We start from the raw sequence: 15,149 nt of genomic DNA, 5'->3' as shown, positions 1-15,149 counted from the left end.
CCGCGGCGTGGTGGACCTGATCATCACCAACCTGGGCGTGCTCGAGGTCGGCCACAAGGGCCTGCACATCCTGGAATGCGCCCCCGGCGTCACCCGCGACGACATCCACGCCGCGACCGAGGCGACGATTGTCTGAGGCTGCAGGATATAAAGGTCTACGCCTCAATGACATTTCCGGTTCCGCGATCGGGGCCGGATTTCTGGCGGTTCTCGTTTCCTACGCCGGTCCTCTCCTGATCTATCTGAGCGCGTCCGAAGCTATGGGGATCTCCAAGGACGGGTTTTCGTCCTGGGTTTTCGCGATTTCGGTTGCCGCTGGCCTGTCGAGCATCGGCCTCAGCCTTTGGTTCCGCGTTCCTGTCGCGATGGCGTGGTCGGCCCCTGGTACGGTCCTTCTGATTTCGCTCGGGACATCCTTGTCACCCGCCGAGATGGTCGGTGCCTACATCGCTGTGGCAGCAGTTCTGGTACTCATCGGCGTTTCCGGTGTATTCGAACGCCTTGTCCAACTCCTGCCGCCTTCGGTGACCAATGGGATGATGGCTGGCATCCTTTTCGGATTCGGGCTGAGGGCCGCGGGAGGATTGGCAACCGATCCCGCCGCGATTGCGCTGCTGATCATCGTCTTCGCCGTCTGCGCGATGGTCTTTCCCCGTTATGTCATGCTGGTCCTGCTGACGACGGCTCTGCTGATCAGCGCCGTCTTCTACGATGCATCGGTTGGAACCGTGGGCGTGGCTTTTGCGTCTCTTGAAGTCAGGGGACCGGCCCTTTCAACCGGGGCCATGCTTGGCTTGGCATTGCCTTTGCTCATCACGACGCTGAGTGGCCAGTACCTTCCGGGCATGGCGATCCTAAGGGCCAACGGCTTCCAGGTATCGGCAAATCCGATCCTGATCGTCGGCGGCCTTGTCTCTGTCCCGGCCGCGCTGTTGGGCGGCATCACAACCGCGCTGGCCTCGATCACTGCAGCCTTCTGCGCGGGACCCGATAGCCATGACGACCCCGATCGCCGCTATGTCGCCGGCATCGCCTGTGGCGTCTTCTTCTGTCTTGGCGGCGTTTTTGCTGGAAGCATAGTCGAGACGCTAGTCCTTTTGCCCTCCGCGCTCATTGCTCTGCTGGCTGGTCTGGCGCTTTTGCAGCCCATTCTGAAGTTCACCAGAGCGATGCTGGCATCTGACGATGCTCAGGCCGGGCTGCTCACGTTCCTGTTCACGGCATCCGGTGTGTCCTTGTTCGGGATCGGTTCGGCGTTCTGGGGTGTGGTCATTGGGATTGCCGTCCACTTTCTGGGCAGATCTGCGGCGTCATTTACGGGCGGCAAGAACGACTGAGGATCGCACTAAACCTGCTGCGTGAAATGGGCGAAGGGGTGTCTGTCGGACCGGTTTTGATCGGCGCCGCACGGCCCGTCCACGTTGCGTCTCAATCTGTGAGCGTGCGCGGGCTATTGAACCTGACCGCTTTGGCCGCGGTCGATGCAGCGGGATCGAAGACGTAACCTGACTCTGGGCCCGGAATAGCCGAAAGATACCATTCCGATTGGAGGCCCCGGCTGCTTGTTGCTGTTATTGTTGTGTGAGTATCCCGTTGAAAAATGCCGCCAGCTCGTCGAATGCATCCAATGGCAGGACATGCGCGACATACTGATCGGGACGCACGACGATCAGACACCCGCTTGTTCGGTAGATCCCGCGCATCTCGTAGATGTCATCGCCCAGCTTGTGGTCGACACAGAATACTTTCTCGAAATCGCGCAAGCCGTAGCGCCCCTTCGCGGGCCGAAGAAGAGAGGGCATGTCTTCGTGGTTCAGTGATCGGAAGCCTTGCTGGAACACCGCCCGCAGGTCGATCACGGCGTCGATGTCGTCATTTTCCCGCCTGAACCGCTGCAAGGGCGAGGCGGGGTCACTTCCCAGCCAGTCGCACAGCCGTTCGATGGTGCCGCCCTTGGCGCCCACGTCGCTTTGTCCGGCAAAGGCATAGAGTCGCCATCGGCCGTCCGCTTCGGCCACATGACCGAGGTGCAGCGGTTTCGCATCTGACAGCCGCAGCACTGGCGCGGAATGGAACCGTTTTCCGATGATCTGTCCGGTCGCAAGCTGCTGATGTGTGGGCTCGGCAATGATGCGCGACGGATCGTACTGTACGGCAAGACCGCCCGTGAATTCGAGGTTCTCGATGAACTGCTTCTGAAAGCGCGGCATGTCCGTGTCGTCCAGCTCGGACTCGCCCGGAGGCGCGCTCATGATGCGGGCCCATTTATGATCGGTCTCGACCAGACGCTTCGCCTCTTCCAGACGCTCGGCGGAGTAGCTGTGCAGCAAGCTGGCATCCGCCCGGCCCGTCAGAACATGGGCCAGTTTCCAGCCGAGGTTGAAGGTATCGCCCATGGAGACGTTCATTCCCTGGCCCGCTTTCGGGCTATGCGTGTGACATGCGTCTCCGGCAGTGAATACCCTTGGATTGCGTCTGGCCGTCTCGCCCTCCGGCACGTCATCGAACTTGTCCGTCAGCCGGTGGCCGATCTCGTAGATCGACCACCAGACCACCTCTTTCACATCGATTCTGTAGGGGCGCATGATCCGGTTCGCCGCAGCAATGATATGTTCGGACGTCAGCTTCCGGTTCGCGACGCGTTCGTCGGGATTGAGTTTGTCGAGTTCCACATACATCCGAAACAGGTAGCCGCCTTCGCGGGGGATGATCAGCACATTGCCTTCCATGGCCGACTGGATCAGGCATTTGCGCCGCAGATCCGGGAAGTCGGAATTGGCCAGGATGTCCATTACGCCCCACGCCTGATGCGCGGCATCGCCATGCAACTTGCCGCCGATGGCGCGGCGGACTGTGCTGCGCGCGCCGTCGCATCCGACGACATAGTTCGCCCGCGCCATCTCGGTCTTGCCCGCGCTGCCGTCCGCGTTCACACGCTCCAGCGTCACGGTCACGGGGTGATCCTGGGTGGCGGTGTCGATCTGCAGGTCCGCCACGCGCAGCCCGTAATGCGGTTCCAGCCGGGTCGGGGATTTCTTCATCACGTCCAGGAACAGCTGGTGAATCCGCGCCTGGTTGACGATAGTATGCGGCATCTCGGATTGGTCATCCGCCACGTCCTGAGCGATCCCGACACGAGTAATGTGGTCCGTGTTTGTGGGATCGGGCTTCCAGAACGTGGTCTGGTTCACCCAGTAGGCTTCGCGCTTCACCTTTTCGGCAAAGCCGAAGGCCTGGAACATTTCCATCGACCGCACATTCACGCCGTCCGCCTGACCTTTTTCCATGGGACCGTGCTTGGGTTCGACGATCATCGTCGTGATCTCAGGAAAGCCAGCCAATTGCGCCGCAAGGCACAGCCCCGCGGGCCCGCAGCCGGCTATCAGCACGTCGACGGTTTCCGGCACCACGCCGCCATGCGGTTGCTCTCGACCGGGGGCGGGGTCTTTGACGTCCGGATCGCCGGGTCTGAACCCGTCCACATGGTACTGCATGGCTTCCTCCGGGTGCTGTCTTTTCTGACTATGGTATCTATGCTTACCAATCCAACCAGGAGAAGGTATGTATGCATACCTTTTCGGTCGATCTGGCGTAACGAGACAGCGGTTGGGATGGCTGACTGAGGAGATCAGGAAGATGAAAGTCGCTTCTATGGCAGGACATCTGATCCGACGACTGAACCAGACGTCAACCCAAGTCTTCATGCAACGTGTGCAGGCAGCAGGATACGACCTCACGCCGGTTCAGTTCGCAGCCCTCGACGCCATTCATGCGACCCCCGGACTGGAGCAGGCGCGCATTGCTGCAAGGATCGCTTACGACAAGGCAACAATTGGAGGAGTTGTCGACCGACTGGAACAAAAGGGTTTGATAGAACGGTCGATCAGCAAATCAGATCGCCGAGCGAGAGAAGTCAGGCTCACAAATCGTGGCCGAGAAATACATTCCAAGCTATTACCTATCGTTGAGGATCTGCAGGCGGAAATACTGTCTGGTCTCGAACCAGCGGAACAAGAACAGTTCCTAGTGCTCGCAAGGAAGGCAATGCGTGTTGCCCAAGTATCTGAGTAGCGGTCGATATATGGCATACATCCCACTGCACTTAACGTAATGCTTTTTCCAATTGGTTCGGCAAACGTTTAGCGGCCCATCGGCCAAACTTAGCCCCAGTAATGATCGATTTGATACATTGGCGTCCTCCATCCAAATCATCCCAGAAAGGAGGGCCGGACAAACCGGCGGAGTGCCCTTGTTCCCAGTTTACGTTTGCGCACCAACCAAACGCCGCCGATTGCCTGTCTTTGTTCGGGGTAGGGTGGCAGTACGTGTATCGTGTGCGTATGGTGCGCAACGTGGGTCCGTTCAAAGAAATGGCGGTCCCGAGGAGATCGCTGAATGCCCCTGAACGCAGCCGCCAACGCAGCGCGGTTATCTACTGCGCCCATGATGGACGGGACGGGTTTAGTTTTACTTTCAGAGGCTTAATCGGAGTCGTGTGCATTGTGTGTACAACATGAAACCGCTTTCTAGCGCGGGAACGCGGAAGACCGCTGCGGGAGCGAACACGGCTGACAAAGCCTATCGAAACCGCTATTCAGGACTTCTCAAAAATAGTGAACCGCTCACGGCCAAAGACATGCCGAAGATCAGAGCCCCACTAGGAGAGTAGCAAAGTGCGCGCCGCAAGGTGACGCCTATTGATTAAAAGAAAACTCTGCCAGCACCTTCTCATGTGCCTCACGGAGGGTGGTTTCCAGAAGGGGTTTGATATCGGCAAAGCGCATCGTCGGGACAGGCACCGAAATTGCGTGATAGTTTCCGCTCAGGTCACAGAAGGCGAAGCCGATGGCAGAGATGCCATCGGTGTGCTCGTTCATGTCATAAGCCAGACCCGTTGCGCGGATATCATTCAGCTTGGCCCGCAAGGCATCCAATTCACCCTTCGACAGTTTTCCGGCGGTCTCATGTTCGATAAGGGACTGGGCCTCTTCTTCGCTCATAAGAGCAAGGCAGGCGAGACCGTTGGCGGTTGTCGTCAGGGGGAAAACCTCGCCTACGGATGACACCGTGCGCAGCCTGTGCAATCCCGGCACTTGATCCAGGAAGATCATGCCGCCGTTGCGCAGCACAGCCAGATCCGTGGTCTCTCCCGTCTTCTGGGTGATATCGATCAGGATGGCACGACAGCGTTCGACGATGTTGAAATTTGCCGCCTCAGCAAAAGCGCCCAGCTCGGGGCCAAGGCGGAAACCACGGCCATTCGGGTCCTGGATAATGAACCGCTCTGTGGACAGGGCACCCGTGATTCGCTGTACCGTAGAGCGGGGCAGGTCGACACGGCGAGCAATCTGGCCAAGGCTGAGCCCACTTCGTTCCTCTTTCAACGCACGCAAGATTGCGGCGGCGCGCGCAATGACCTGAATGCCTGAGCGGTCTTTTTTGTCATTCTGATCAAGCATCTAACATCAGCACCTTACAATTCCATCTACGTTATTGCCTGCTTATCTAATTTCGTTATGTACCGCAATGCGGTGCAGGTCAATCGGATTGCGGGTTTTCATTGACCGCATGGTGGGCAGTTTGTATCGTCATCCGGGACAGGGGGAGGAGCTTCCTGCCATGACATTCAATCCGACACCGGCCCATTGCTGGTGAACAGAGAAGGTGCATCCGATGGTCGAAATCCGCGGGATCGAGTTTCAAGGCAACACTGACAACGACATGGGGCTGGAGTTCTACAACCTCAGCCATCGGTTCGGTTTCCAGAACCCCAACTGGCCGTATTTCCAGGATACCAAGATCGAACGTATCCACTACATGGCCAAATCCGGCGTGCTGAGCCAGCGCATCACCACGACGATGCACGCCACCACCCATATCGACGCGCCGGCGCACGTGGTGCAGGGCACGCCTTTCATCGACGAAGTGCCGCTGCCGCATTTCTTCGGCACGGGCATCGTTGTCTCGATCCCAAAGAAGAAATGGGAGCCGATCACCGGTGAGGATCTGGAGAAAGCCTGTGGTCACGCAATCCGAAAGGGTGACGTGCTGATCATCAACACCGGCTGGCACCATGACTACGAAGACGGCGATTATTTCGCCTACTGCCCCGGACTTGTCCCGTCGGCCGGCGAATGGATGGTCGAAAAGGGCGTAAAGGTCGTCGGCCACGACACCCAGGCGAACGACCACCCGCTTGCAACCGCGATCGGCCCACAGCGCAATGGCCCGCTGCTGCCGCATCTGGAGCAGGAGTATAAGGAATGGTCCGGCGGAAATGACTGGAAAGACGATTTCCCCGAGTGGGAGCCGGTGCATAACATCCTGTTCAAGAACGGTATTCTGGGCATCGAGAACGTCGGCGGCGATCTGGATGCGGTGACCGGCAAACGCTGCACCTTCGCCTTCTTCCCGTGGAACTGGGACCGTGGCGACGGCTGTATCATCCGCCTTGTGGCAATGATCGACAAATCACAGAACTTCCGCATCGATGATGGCGCGAACTTCTAATCACTCCCTGACTGGCCGCCGGGGTGACCGGCGGCCTTTTTTGATGATGCAACCGCGCGGGAGGGCGCCATGCATGTGAAACGATTTGCCGATGCGCAATCCTACGAGGCGCCCAATCATTTCGGCTGCTACGGTCTGCGCTTGCAAGGCTTTGAGGACGGCGGGCCGACGAACCAATGGGTCGGGTTCAGCCAGTTCCTGCCCGGTGGCGGCGCGGGGCCGGACAGCACCCCGTTTGAAAAGGTTTACGTCGTTCTTGAAGGCGAGATGACGGTGATCATCAACGGTGCCGAAACCGTGCTGGGCCGGATGGATAGCTGCACCATTCCGGCAAACGAGGTTCGCAAGATCGAGAACCGCGCGAACGACGTCTGCAAGATGCTGGTCGTGATGCCCTATCCGCCACAACCCAAGCCGGAGACCTGAGACATGAACGCATTGGCAAATCCCCTTTCGATGTTCGAAGTGACTGGCCAGGTGGCGCTGATCACCGGAGCCTCTGGCGCGTTCGGCATGGTTGCCGCCCGTGTGCTTGCGGGGGCTGGCTGCAAGCTGGTGCTTGTTGCAGGAAATCAGGGTGCCTTGGATGAAATCGCCGAAGAGTGCCGCGGCATGGGGGCCGAGGTGACGGCGATCAACAAGCGCCCCTCGGACGAGGATACCTGCAACGGGCTGGTGGCAATTGCTGTCGAGGCCTACGGGCGGCTCGACATTCTTGTTGTGGCGTCCGGCATGAACAAGGTCGCGCTTATCAATGATATGGAGCCGGAAACCTTCGAGGCTGTCATGGACGCCAACGTCACACAAAGCTGGCTATTGGCCCGTGCCGCTGCGGGGCAGATGAAGGCGCAGGGCGAGGGGGGTAAGATCGTGCTGGTCTCTTCCGCGCGCGGGCTGCTGGGCCATCCGGCGGGCTACACTGCCTATTGCGCATCCAAGGCGGCGACGGACGGTATCGTTAAGGCTCTGGGCTGCGAGCTTGGCCCCACGGGCATCACAGTCAACGCCATCGCGCCCACCGTCTTCCGCTCGCCATTGACCGCGTGGATGTTTGGCGACGACGATAAGGCCAAGACTGTGCGTGCAGGTTTCCTTGCCCGTGTGCCCAAGGGCCGCCTGGGCGAGCCCGAAGACCTGGCCGGGCCGCTGCTGTTCCTCGCCTCCAAGGCATCAGATTTTTACACCGGGCATATTCTCTATGCTGACGGTGGCTATACGGCGGGTTGATCGATGGTTCCCAAGAAGCAGCAGATCGCGGTTATCGGTGCAGGGCTAATGGGCCACGGGATCGCGCTGACGCTTGCCCGCGCGGGGCAGTATGTGGCCCTCACCGATCCGCATGAGGACACGCTGAAATCTGCACCAAAGAGGATTTCCGACAGTCTTAAGGTGCTAGGGGCGGATGAGGACGAGATCGCCCGCGCGCTCAAGATGATCGAGCTGTGTTCCTCGGTTGGCGCAGCCGTGCGCCAGGCGGATTTCGTGTTCGAGGCCGCACCCGAAAAACTGGACCTGAAACGCCGGATTTTCACGGACATCGAACAGCACGCGCCGGCGCAAACGGTACTGGCCTCCAATACCTCGGTCATCCAGATCACCAAGATAATGGAGGGGCTCAAACACCCCGAACGGGCGCTTGGCACCCATTGGTGGAACCCGCCCCACATGATCCCGCTGGTCGAAGTGATCAAGACCGAATGGACCGATGCAGAGGTTGCAGACCGGATGTTTGCGCTGCTTTCCGACGCCGGCAAGACCCCCGTGACGGTCGAAAAGGACGTGCCTGGCTTTATTGGCAATCGCCTGCAGCATGCCCTTTGGCGCGAGGCGGTGAGCCTCGTGGAACGCGGCATTTGCGACGCGGAAGCGGTTGATACAGTTGTGAAATCCTGTTTCGGACGCCGCTTGGCCGTGCTGGGTCCGTTGGAAAACGCCGACCTCGTCGGCACCGATCTGACGCTCGATATCCATGAAAACGTGCTTTTCGATCTGGAGAGCCGTCAAGGGCCGTCACCCTATCTCAGGCAACTCGTGGAGGAGGGAAAGCTTGGGATGAAAAGCGGCGAGGGGTTCCGCAAATGGACCGAAGCCGAAGCCGAAGCCGTGCGCGCCCGCGTCGGAACGCATCTGCGAAAACTGGAAGGCATCCTAGATTAAACCAAAATGCCGGACGGAGACCGGCGAAAGGGAGGAAAAATGACCAAACTCAAGACATCATCACGCCGTGGATTTCTGGCCGGTGGCACAGCGCTCTTGGCGGCACCCGCGATCCTGCACAGCACCCGCGCCTATGCGCAGACCCCAACATTGCGGGTCGGCCATGTCAGCCCACGCACCGGCCCTCTGGCCGGATTTGCTGAGGCCGATGATTACGTGCTGGGCGCCATTCAGGACCATTTCAGCACTGGCATCGAAAACAATGGTAAGACATGGAACATCGAGATCATCTCGAAGGACAGCCAGTCAAATCCGAACCGGGCGGCCGAGGTCGCTGCCGATCTAATCCTTGGTGACGAGGTGGATATCATCGTCGCGGCGTCGACCCCCGACACCGTGAACCCCGTATCAGATCAGGCCGAGATCAACGAAGTGCCCTGCATCACCACTGATTGCCCTTGGCAGCCTTACTTCTTTGGCCGCAACGGTGTGCCGGGGCAGGGGTTTGACTATACCTACCACTTTTTCTGGGGCCTTGAGGACGTGATCGCGGCCTTCCTTGATATGTGGGATAGCTCGGGCGTGGCGAAAGTGGTTGGCGGCTTGTTCCCCAACGACGCAGACGGCAACGCCTGGGGTGACGCCGAACTGGGCTTGCCCAAACCACTCGCGGCTGCCGGTTACGATCTGACTGACCCCGGCCGTTACCAGCCGCTGAACGATGACTTTTCCAACTATATCAACGCGTTCAAAGAGGTCGGCGCGGAGATTGTCACAGGCAATATGATTGCGCCCGACTTTGCGACATTCTGGGCGCAGGCGGCACAGCAGGGCTTCAACCCCAAGATCGTGACTATCGGAAAGGCATTGCTGTTCCCGTCGGTGATCGAGTCCTTGGGCGATCGGGGCGATGGCCTGTCGTCCGAGGTGTGGTGGTCGCCCAATCACCCGTTCAACTCGTCCCTGACCGGCGCCAGCTCGAAAGAACTGGCGGACGGGTATACGGCCGCTTCCGGCCGCCCGTGGACACAGCCCATCGGCTTCAAGCACGCGCTGTTCGAAGTGGTGGCCGACGTGGTCAAACGGGCCGCGGATCTGGAGGACTATGAGTCCATCGCCGCCGCAATTCCTGAAACCAAACTCGACACCATCGTTGGGCCCGTCGATTGGTCCAATGGTCCGATCAACAACGTCACCAAGACGCCGCTCGTCGCAGGCCAATGGCAGAAAGAGGGGGATGCCTTCGATCTCAAGATCGTCGCCAACTCTCACGCGCCCGAAATCGCGACGACGGGCGAGCTGAGGCTGCTCTGATCCATGCGGGCGGCGGCGCAGGCTGCCGCCCGACGCCATTCACCCCGGAGATCGAAATGACGCAGATCCTGCAACTTGATGGCTTGTCGAAAGCGTTCGGTGCAGTCACCGTTGCCGACAGCCTCAGCTACACGCTGAAGGAAGGCGAGGCACTCGGGGTGCTGGGCCCGAACGGTGCAGGCAAGACTTCCATGTTCAACCTGATCACCGGCACCCTGCAACCAAATTCAGGGCATATTACTTTTGCGGGTGAGGACATCACCTCTCGCAGCGCGGCGCACAGATCCCGTTCTGGGATCGCGCGCAGCTTTCAAGTGCCGCAACCCTTTACCCATATGACGGTTTTCGAGAACGCTATGGTGGCAGCTACGCAATCGGCCGGATTGCGAGGCCATGAGGCGGAGCGGTTGTGCATTGACGTTCTGGAACAGACCGAATTGCTGGATAAGGCCAACGACCGCGCCGGCGGGTTGACCCTGCTGAACCGCAAGCGGCTGGAACTGACCCGCGCGCTCTGCGCAAAGCCGCGTCTGCTGTTGCTTGACGAGATCGCAGGCGGGCTGACCGAGGCGGAATGCACCTCGCTCATCGCCACGATCAAGTCGATCCACGCCAGCGGTGTTTCGATCATCTGGATCGAACATGTGGTGCATGCGCTGATGGCAGTGGTTGAACGCCTGATCGTGATCGATTTCGGCAGGAAGATCGCTGAAGGCGAACCGAAGGCCATCATGGACAGCCCCGAGGTGCAAGCAATCTATCTGGGGATTGAAGCCGATGTCTGAACCGATCCTAACGCTTGCCGGGCTAGATGCTTTCTATGGCGACTTCCAGGCGCTTTTCGGCGTTGATCTCACCGTCTCTGAAGGCGAGGTTCTGGCGATCATCGGCGCCAATGGCGCAGGCAAAACGACGCTTTTGCGCTCTATCTCGGGGCTGATCGGCAACAAGGCCGATCAGGTGCAGTTTCGGGGCGCATCCATCGGGGCCGAACGCCCGGACGTGATCGCGCAGATGGGCCTTGCGATGGTGCCCGAAGGCCGCCAACTCTTCCCGTCGCTTTCGGTCGAGGAGAACCTGATGATCGGCGGGCGGGTCAACCGAAAAGGCCCGTGGAACCTGCAAAAGGTCTTTGATCTGTTCCCGATCCTCGAGGAGCGAAAGGCGCAGGCATCGACCTCTCTGTCCGGTGGCCAACAACAGATGGTCGCAATTGGCCGAGCGCTCATGGCCAACCCCGATCTCATCATGTTCGACGAAATCAGCCTTGGCCTCGCGCCGGTGATCATCCGCGACATCTACAAGGCGCTACCCGGTATCGTGGGCGGCGGCATGAGTGCGGTGATCGTCGAGCAGGACATCACCAAAGCACTGGAAGTCTCTTCCCGCGTCTACTGCCTGCAAGAGGGCCGCGTTTCCCTGGAAGGCAAGTCTGACGCCGTATCGCGCGAGGACATCGCGCGCGCCTATTTCGGAGTGGAATGACATGGATTTTTTGAATGCGGTTGTTCAGGGCACTTTGCTGGGCGGGCTTTACGCGCTTTTCGCGGCGGGGTTGTCGCTGATTTTTGGTGTCATGCGGCTGGTCAATATCGCGCATGGTGATCTGATCGTGCTTGCTGCCTACCTCGGGTTGACCACGACCGTGGTTCTGGGGGTGCATCCGGTGGTGGCGCTGATCGTGGTGGTACCGGCAATGGCGGGGATCGGGTACTGTTTGCAACGCGGGGTTCTGAACCACACCCTTGGCGATGATATCCTGCCGCCGTTGCTGGTGACCTTCGGGCTGTCGGTGATCATCCAGAATGCTCTTCTCGAAGGCTATTCAGCTGACCCGCAGAAGATGGACGCAGGTGCCTTGGAGACCGCCTCGGTCGCGCTCGGCCCACTTTCGCTCGGCGTGCTACCGCTCCTGACCTTCGCCATTGCTGTTGCGGTGATCGCGGGGTTGCAGTGGGTTTTCTATCGAACGCCTTTGGGTCGCGCGTTTCGCGCCACTTCGGATAATCAGGACATCGCGCAGCTCATGGGGCTTAACAAGCGGCATGTGTTTGGAATGGCCATGGCACTTTCGCTGGCGGTAACAGCTGTGGCGGGCATTCTCTTGGGCATCCGCACTAGCTTTGATCCCTCAGTGGGCGGCGGGCGGCTGATCTTTGGCTTCGAGGCCGTGATCATCGGTGGCTTAGGCAACCTCTGGGGCACTTTGGTTGGCGGTGTCATCCTAGGCGTCGCCCAGACCGTGGGCGCAACGATCAATCCCGGTTGGCAACTCTTGGCCGGCCATATCGCCTTTCTCGTCATTCTTGCCGTACGTCCCAACGGCCTTTTCCCGAGGATCAGCGGATGAAAACCGATATCCGGATAAGCCGCACATCAAACGCCGCGAAAGTGGCCGCTATTCTGGCTGCGTTGATCGTGGTCATTCTGATCGCCGCGCCATATTGGGCGGGCCGTGCCGATTTGCGGCTGATGGGCGAGATATTCCTCTACCTCGCCTTGGCCTCATTATGGAACCTGCTGGCGGGCTACGCTGGTTTGGTCTCGGTCGGGCAACAGGCCTATGTCGGCTTTGGCGGCTACATGCTGTTTGCGCTGACCATCTTTGCGGGTCTGCCGCCGCTGGTCGCCATCGCGCTGGCGGGTGTTCTGGGCGCGCTGATCTCGATCCCTGTTGCCGCGTTGATCTTCCGGCTGCGGGGCGCTTACTTCGCCATTGGCACCTGGGTCATGGCAGAGGTTTTCCGGCTGTCGTTTGCACAGGTTTCCGCTCTGGGCGGCGGCTCTGGCACCTCTTTGCCAACAGACATCGTGCGTTCAATGGCGGATGGCCGATCCGAGCGCGAGGCGCTTGCTTATTGGCTGGCCTTGGGCGCGGCGCTGTTTGTCGTTACCACTGTCTACCTGATGTTGCGCTCACGCAAGGGGCTGGCGTTAACAGCGATCCGTGACAATGAACTGGCGTCCGCGTCTCTGGGCATCGACATTTGGCGAACGAAGTTCGTCGTCTATGTCGTGACCTCTGGTCTCACAGCCGTCATCGGCGCGCTTATCTTCCTGCAAAAGCTGCGGATTTCCCCCGATGCCGCGTTCAGCGTCAATGACTGGACCGCTTTTGTGATCTTCATCGTGGTCATCGGCGGCATCGGGACAATCGAAGGCCCGATCATCGGCACGCTAATCTTCTTCCTGCTGCGCGAAACCCTCGCGGACCTCGGCACCATTTACCTCATGGTCCTCGGCCTCGTGGCCATCGTGGTGATGCTCAAAGCACCGCAAGGGGTCTGGGGTTTCATCAGCCAGCGTTTCAACTTGCAACTCTTCCCGCTCGGCTACCGCGTCGAGCGACACAAAGACAGCTAAGGAGGCCATAATGGCTCGCCAGAAGACAATCATCACCTGCGCCATAACGGGCGCGATCCACACGCCCACCATGTCGGACGCGCTGCCCTATACGTATGACGACATCGCCCAACAGGCGATGGAGGCGGCCGAGGCTGGCGCGTCGATCTTGCACTTGCATGCCCGCGACAACGAAACCGGTGCGCCCTCGGTTGATGTGAAGGATTTCCAGCCCTTCCTGCCACGGATCAAGCAGGCGACGGATGCGGTGGTGAACATCTCCACCGGCGGCTCTCTGTCGCTGTCGATCCAGGATCGGATCACTCCGGCCAAGACTTTCAGCCCAGAGATGTGTTCGATGAATATGGGCTCGATGAACTTTTCTTTCCATCCACTCGCCAACCGCTACAGCGACGACGACTGGAAATTCGACTGGGAGAAGGATTACGTCGCCAATTCCGACGGAAACATCTTCCGCAATACCTTCCGTGACATCAAGGAAGCGGCCGAGACGTTGGCCCCCCATGACATCAAGTTCGAGCATGAGTGCTATGACGTTGGCCACCTCTATAACCTGAAATTCTGCATGGATATCGGGCTGTTCAAGGCACCGATCTTCATCCAGTTCATCTTTGGTATTTTGGGTGGCATCGGGCCGGAGGTTGATAATCTGGTGTTCATGAAACGCACCGCAGATCGGCTGTTCGGCGATGATTACCGCTGGTCCGTTCTGGGGGCGGGTGGATCGCAGATGAACCTTGCGACCACCGCCAGCCAGATGGGCGGCAACGTTCGTGTCGGACTGGAGGACAGCCTATTCATCAGCCGTGGCAAGCTGGCCGACAGCAACGCCCAGCAGGTCGCCAAAATCCGCCGTATCGTCGAGGATCTGGGCTGCGAGGTTGCCACACCTGACGAAGCCCGCGAAATCCTGGACCTCAAGGGAGGCGATAAGGTCGCCTTTTAAGGATCGGCAATGCCCGAGATTGAACCACAAGATCAAAGCCTGAAAACCCTGAAGGGCCTGCACCTGTGGCACGCTCCAATGTCGAGCTGTTCGCAGCGGGTGCGCATAGTTCTGGCCGAAATGGGCAAGACATATGAAAGTCATCCGGTCGATCTTGAACGCGGTGAACACGCCTCCGCAGCCTATCAGGCAATTCACCCCAAGGGCGTCGTTCCGGCACTTGTGGATGACGGGCGCCTGATTATTGAAAGCATCGATATCATTCAACATGTCGCGGGTCAGGATAGCCCGTTGATGATAGGGGCCTCACCCGAGGTGCTTGCACGGTCGGACAAGGCTCAACTGGATCTGAAGCTGTTGACCTTTGAGTTTCTGTTTCGCGGCGCGCCTGCGAAATCGGACGAGGTAGCGCAGGCTTTTCAGCAAAACCACAAGAACGACTGGCTGACCGCGTTCTACCGCGATTTCGCAGCGGGATTTGACCGTGACCGCATTGAACAGGCCGTTATTCGCACCCGCGATGATTTCGACTTTCTTGATGCGCGGCTAAGTGACGGGCGTGCCTTTCTGGCGGGCGACCGGATGTCATTGGAAGACGTGGCATGGATGCCAAACGCGCACCGGTTCGATCTGATGGGCTGACCGTTCGAGCACACGCCGCATCTTGCACAATGGTATGGGCGGATGCGGCTGCGGCCGAGCTACCGCAAAGGTCTGGCCGAATGGGAAGACCCGGGTGCTATCGTGATGTTCGGCGATTACACAGCCAAGCGACAGGCCGAGGGCACAGACATCCGGTCATTTGCCGGATTGGCCGACTAGGCCCTACTCTTTTATGGCGCGGCCGTCCGGCGGCCGT

Annotated in this window: 17 protein-coding genes and 1 pseudogene; 16 read left to right on the top strand and 2 right to left on the bottom strand. The window is 59.4% G+C overall.

Going from position 1 to position 15,149, the window contains the following annotated elements; genetic code table 11:
- From KUH32_RS18535 to KUH32_RS18650, 3 genes and pseudogenes are all read left to right on the top strand, one after another.
- Window positions 1-136, top strand: a pseudogene (locus KUH32_RS18535) (succinyl-CoA--3-ketoacid-CoA transferase); the annotation flags it as partial.
- Entirely contained in the window at window positions 129-1,337 is a 1,209-nt protein-coding gene (locus KUH32_RS17040; protein ID WP_217779791.1) for a benzoate/H(+) symporter BenE family transporter, read from the top strand. The pseudogene KUH32_RS18535 and the gene KUH32_RS17040, both read left to right, overlap by 8 nt.
- A complete protein-coding gene (locus tag KUH32_RS18650; RefSeq protein ID WP_348541141.1) occupies window positions 1,223-1,504 on the top strand; it encodes a phosphate acyltransferase in 282 nt (93 codons plus the stop codon). The genes KUH32_RS17040 and KUH32_RS18650 overlap by 115 nt, the downstream gene beginning before the upstream one ends.
- A gap of 67 nt (window positions 1,505-1,571) precedes the next feature.
- Here the strand turns inward: KUH32_RS18650 and KUH32_RS17030 are convergent, their stop codons facing one another.
- Complete coding sequence (locus tag KUH32_RS17030) at window positions 1,572-3,494, bottom strand: FAD-binding monooxygenase (RefSeq protein ID WP_217779864.1); 1,923 nt, start codon at window positions 3,492-3,494, stop codon at window positions 1,572-1,574.
- A gap of 208 nt (window positions 3,495-3,702) precedes the next feature.
- On the opposite strand from KUH32_RS17030, the gene KUH32_RS17025 reads away from it, so the two are divergent.
- Window positions 3,703-4,071 (top strand): MarR family winged helix-turn-helix transcriptional regulator, encoded by a 369-nt coding sequence (locus KUH32_RS17025; protein ID WP_348541135.1) that lies wholly within the window; start codon window positions 3,703-3,705, stop codon window positions 4,069-4,071.
- A 623-nt stretch (window positions 4,072-4,694) separates the two neighbouring features.
- Here the strand turns inward: KUH32_RS17025 and KUH32_RS17020 are convergent.
- Window positions 4,695-5,459: an IclR family transcriptional regulator gene (locus KUH32_RS17020; protein ID WP_217779789.1), complete on the bottom strand. Its 765-nt coding sequence runs from the start codon at window positions 5,457-5,459 to the stop codon at window positions 4,695-4,697.
- A gap of 214 nt (window positions 5,460-5,673) precedes the next feature.
- On the opposite strand from KUH32_RS17020, the gene KUH32_RS17015 reads away from it, so the two are divergent.
- The 12 genes from KUH32_RS17015 to KUH32_RS16960 all read left to right on the top strand — a co-directional run bounded on the left by KUH32_RS17015 (window position 5,674) and on the right by KUH32_RS16960 (window position 15,112).
- Window positions 5,674-6,510, top strand: a complete 837-nt coding sequence (locus tag KUH32_RS17015; protein ID WP_217779788.1) for a cyclase family protein — start codon at window positions 5,674-5,676, stop codon at window positions 6,508-6,510.
- A 69-nt stretch (window positions 6,511-6,579) separates the two neighbouring features.
- Entirely contained in the window at window positions 6,580-6,936 is a 357-nt protein-coding gene (locus KUH32_RS17010) for a cupin domain-containing protein (RefSeq protein WP_217779787.1), read from the top strand.
- Between the two features lie 3 nt (window positions 6,937-6,939).
- Window positions 6,940-7,737 carry an SDR family NAD(P)-dependent oxidoreductase gene (locus KUH32_RS17005; protein ID WP_217779786.1) on the top strand — a complete coding sequence of 266 codons (798 nt, stop codon included), beginning with the start codon at window positions 6,940-6,942 and terminating at the stop codon, window positions 7,735-7,737.
- Between the two features lie 3 nt (window positions 7,738-7,740).
- Window positions 7,741-8,667, top strand: a complete 927-nt coding sequence (locus tag KUH32_RS17000; protein ID WP_217779785.1) for a 3-hydroxyacyl-CoA dehydrogenase family protein — start codon at window positions 7,741-7,743, stop codon at window positions 8,665-8,667.
- A gap of 39 nt (window positions 8,668-8,706) precedes the next feature.
- Window positions 8,707-9,981 (top strand): ABC transporter substrate-binding protein, encoded by a 1,275-nt coding sequence (locus KUH32_RS16995; RefSeq protein ID WP_217779784.1) that lies wholly within the window; start codon window positions 8,707-8,709, stop codon window positions 9,979-9,981.
- Between the two features lie 56 nt (window positions 9,982-10,037).
- Complete coding sequence (locus tag KUH32_RS16990; RefSeq protein ID WP_217779783.1) at window positions 10,038-10,766, top strand: ABC transporter ATP-binding protein; 729 nt, start codon at window positions 10,038-10,040, stop codon at window positions 10,764-10,766.
- Window positions 10,759-11,466: an ABC transporter ATP-binding protein gene (locus KUH32_RS16985; RefSeq protein ID WP_217779782.1), complete on the top strand. Its 708-nt coding sequence runs from the start codon at window positions 10,759-10,761 to the stop codon at window positions 11,464-11,466. Before KUH32_RS16990 ends, KUH32_RS16985 begins: the two co-directional genes overlap by 8 nt.
- Before the next feature lies 1 nt (window position 11,467).
- Complete coding sequence (locus tag KUH32_RS16980; protein ID WP_217779781.1) at window positions 11,468-12,331, top strand: branched-chain amino acid ABC transporter permease; 864 nt, start codon at window positions 11,468-11,470, stop codon at window positions 12,329-12,331.
- Window positions 12,328-13,344 carry a branched-chain amino acid ABC transporter permease gene (locus tag KUH32_RS16975; RefSeq protein ID WP_217779780.1) on the top strand — a complete coding sequence of 339 codons (1,017 nt, stop codon included), beginning with the start codon at window positions 12,328-12,330 and terminating at the stop codon, window positions 13,342-13,344. Before KUH32_RS16980 ends, KUH32_RS16975 begins: the two co-directional genes overlap by 4 nt.
- 10 nt (window positions 13,345-13,354) lie before the next feature.
- The gene (kce, locus tag KUH32_RS16970; RefSeq protein WP_217779779.1) at window positions 13,355-14,290 is read left to right on the top strand and encodes a 3,5-dioxohexanoate:acetyl-CoA acetone transferase; all 936 of its coding nucleotides are present in this window, start codon (window positions 13,355-13,357) and stop codon (window positions 14,288-14,290) included.
- A 9-nt stretch (window positions 14,291-14,299) separates the two neighbouring features.
- Window positions 14,300-14,932, top strand: a complete 633-nt coding sequence (locus KUH32_RS16965; RefSeq protein ID WP_217779778.1) for a glutathione S-transferase family protein — start codon at window positions 14,300-14,302, stop codon at window positions 14,930-14,932.
- 42 nt (window positions 14,933-14,974) lie between these two features.
- Window positions 14,975-15,112 carry a hypothetical protein gene (locus KUH32_RS16960; RefSeq protein WP_217779777.1) on the top strand — a complete coding sequence of 46 codons (138 nt, stop codon included), beginning with the start codon at window positions 14,975-14,977 and terminating at the stop codon, window positions 15,110-15,112.
- Window positions 15,113-15,149 lie beyond the last annotated feature (37 nt).

Origin of the sequence: Thalassococcus arenae (genome assembly GCF_019104745.1) — a bacterium.
Lineage (GTDB): Bacteria > Pseudomonadota > Alphaproteobacteria > Rhodobacterales > Rhodobacteraceae > Thalassococcus_B > Thalassococcus_B arenae.
This window is presented reverse-complemented; position numbering and strand designations above follow the sequence as displayed.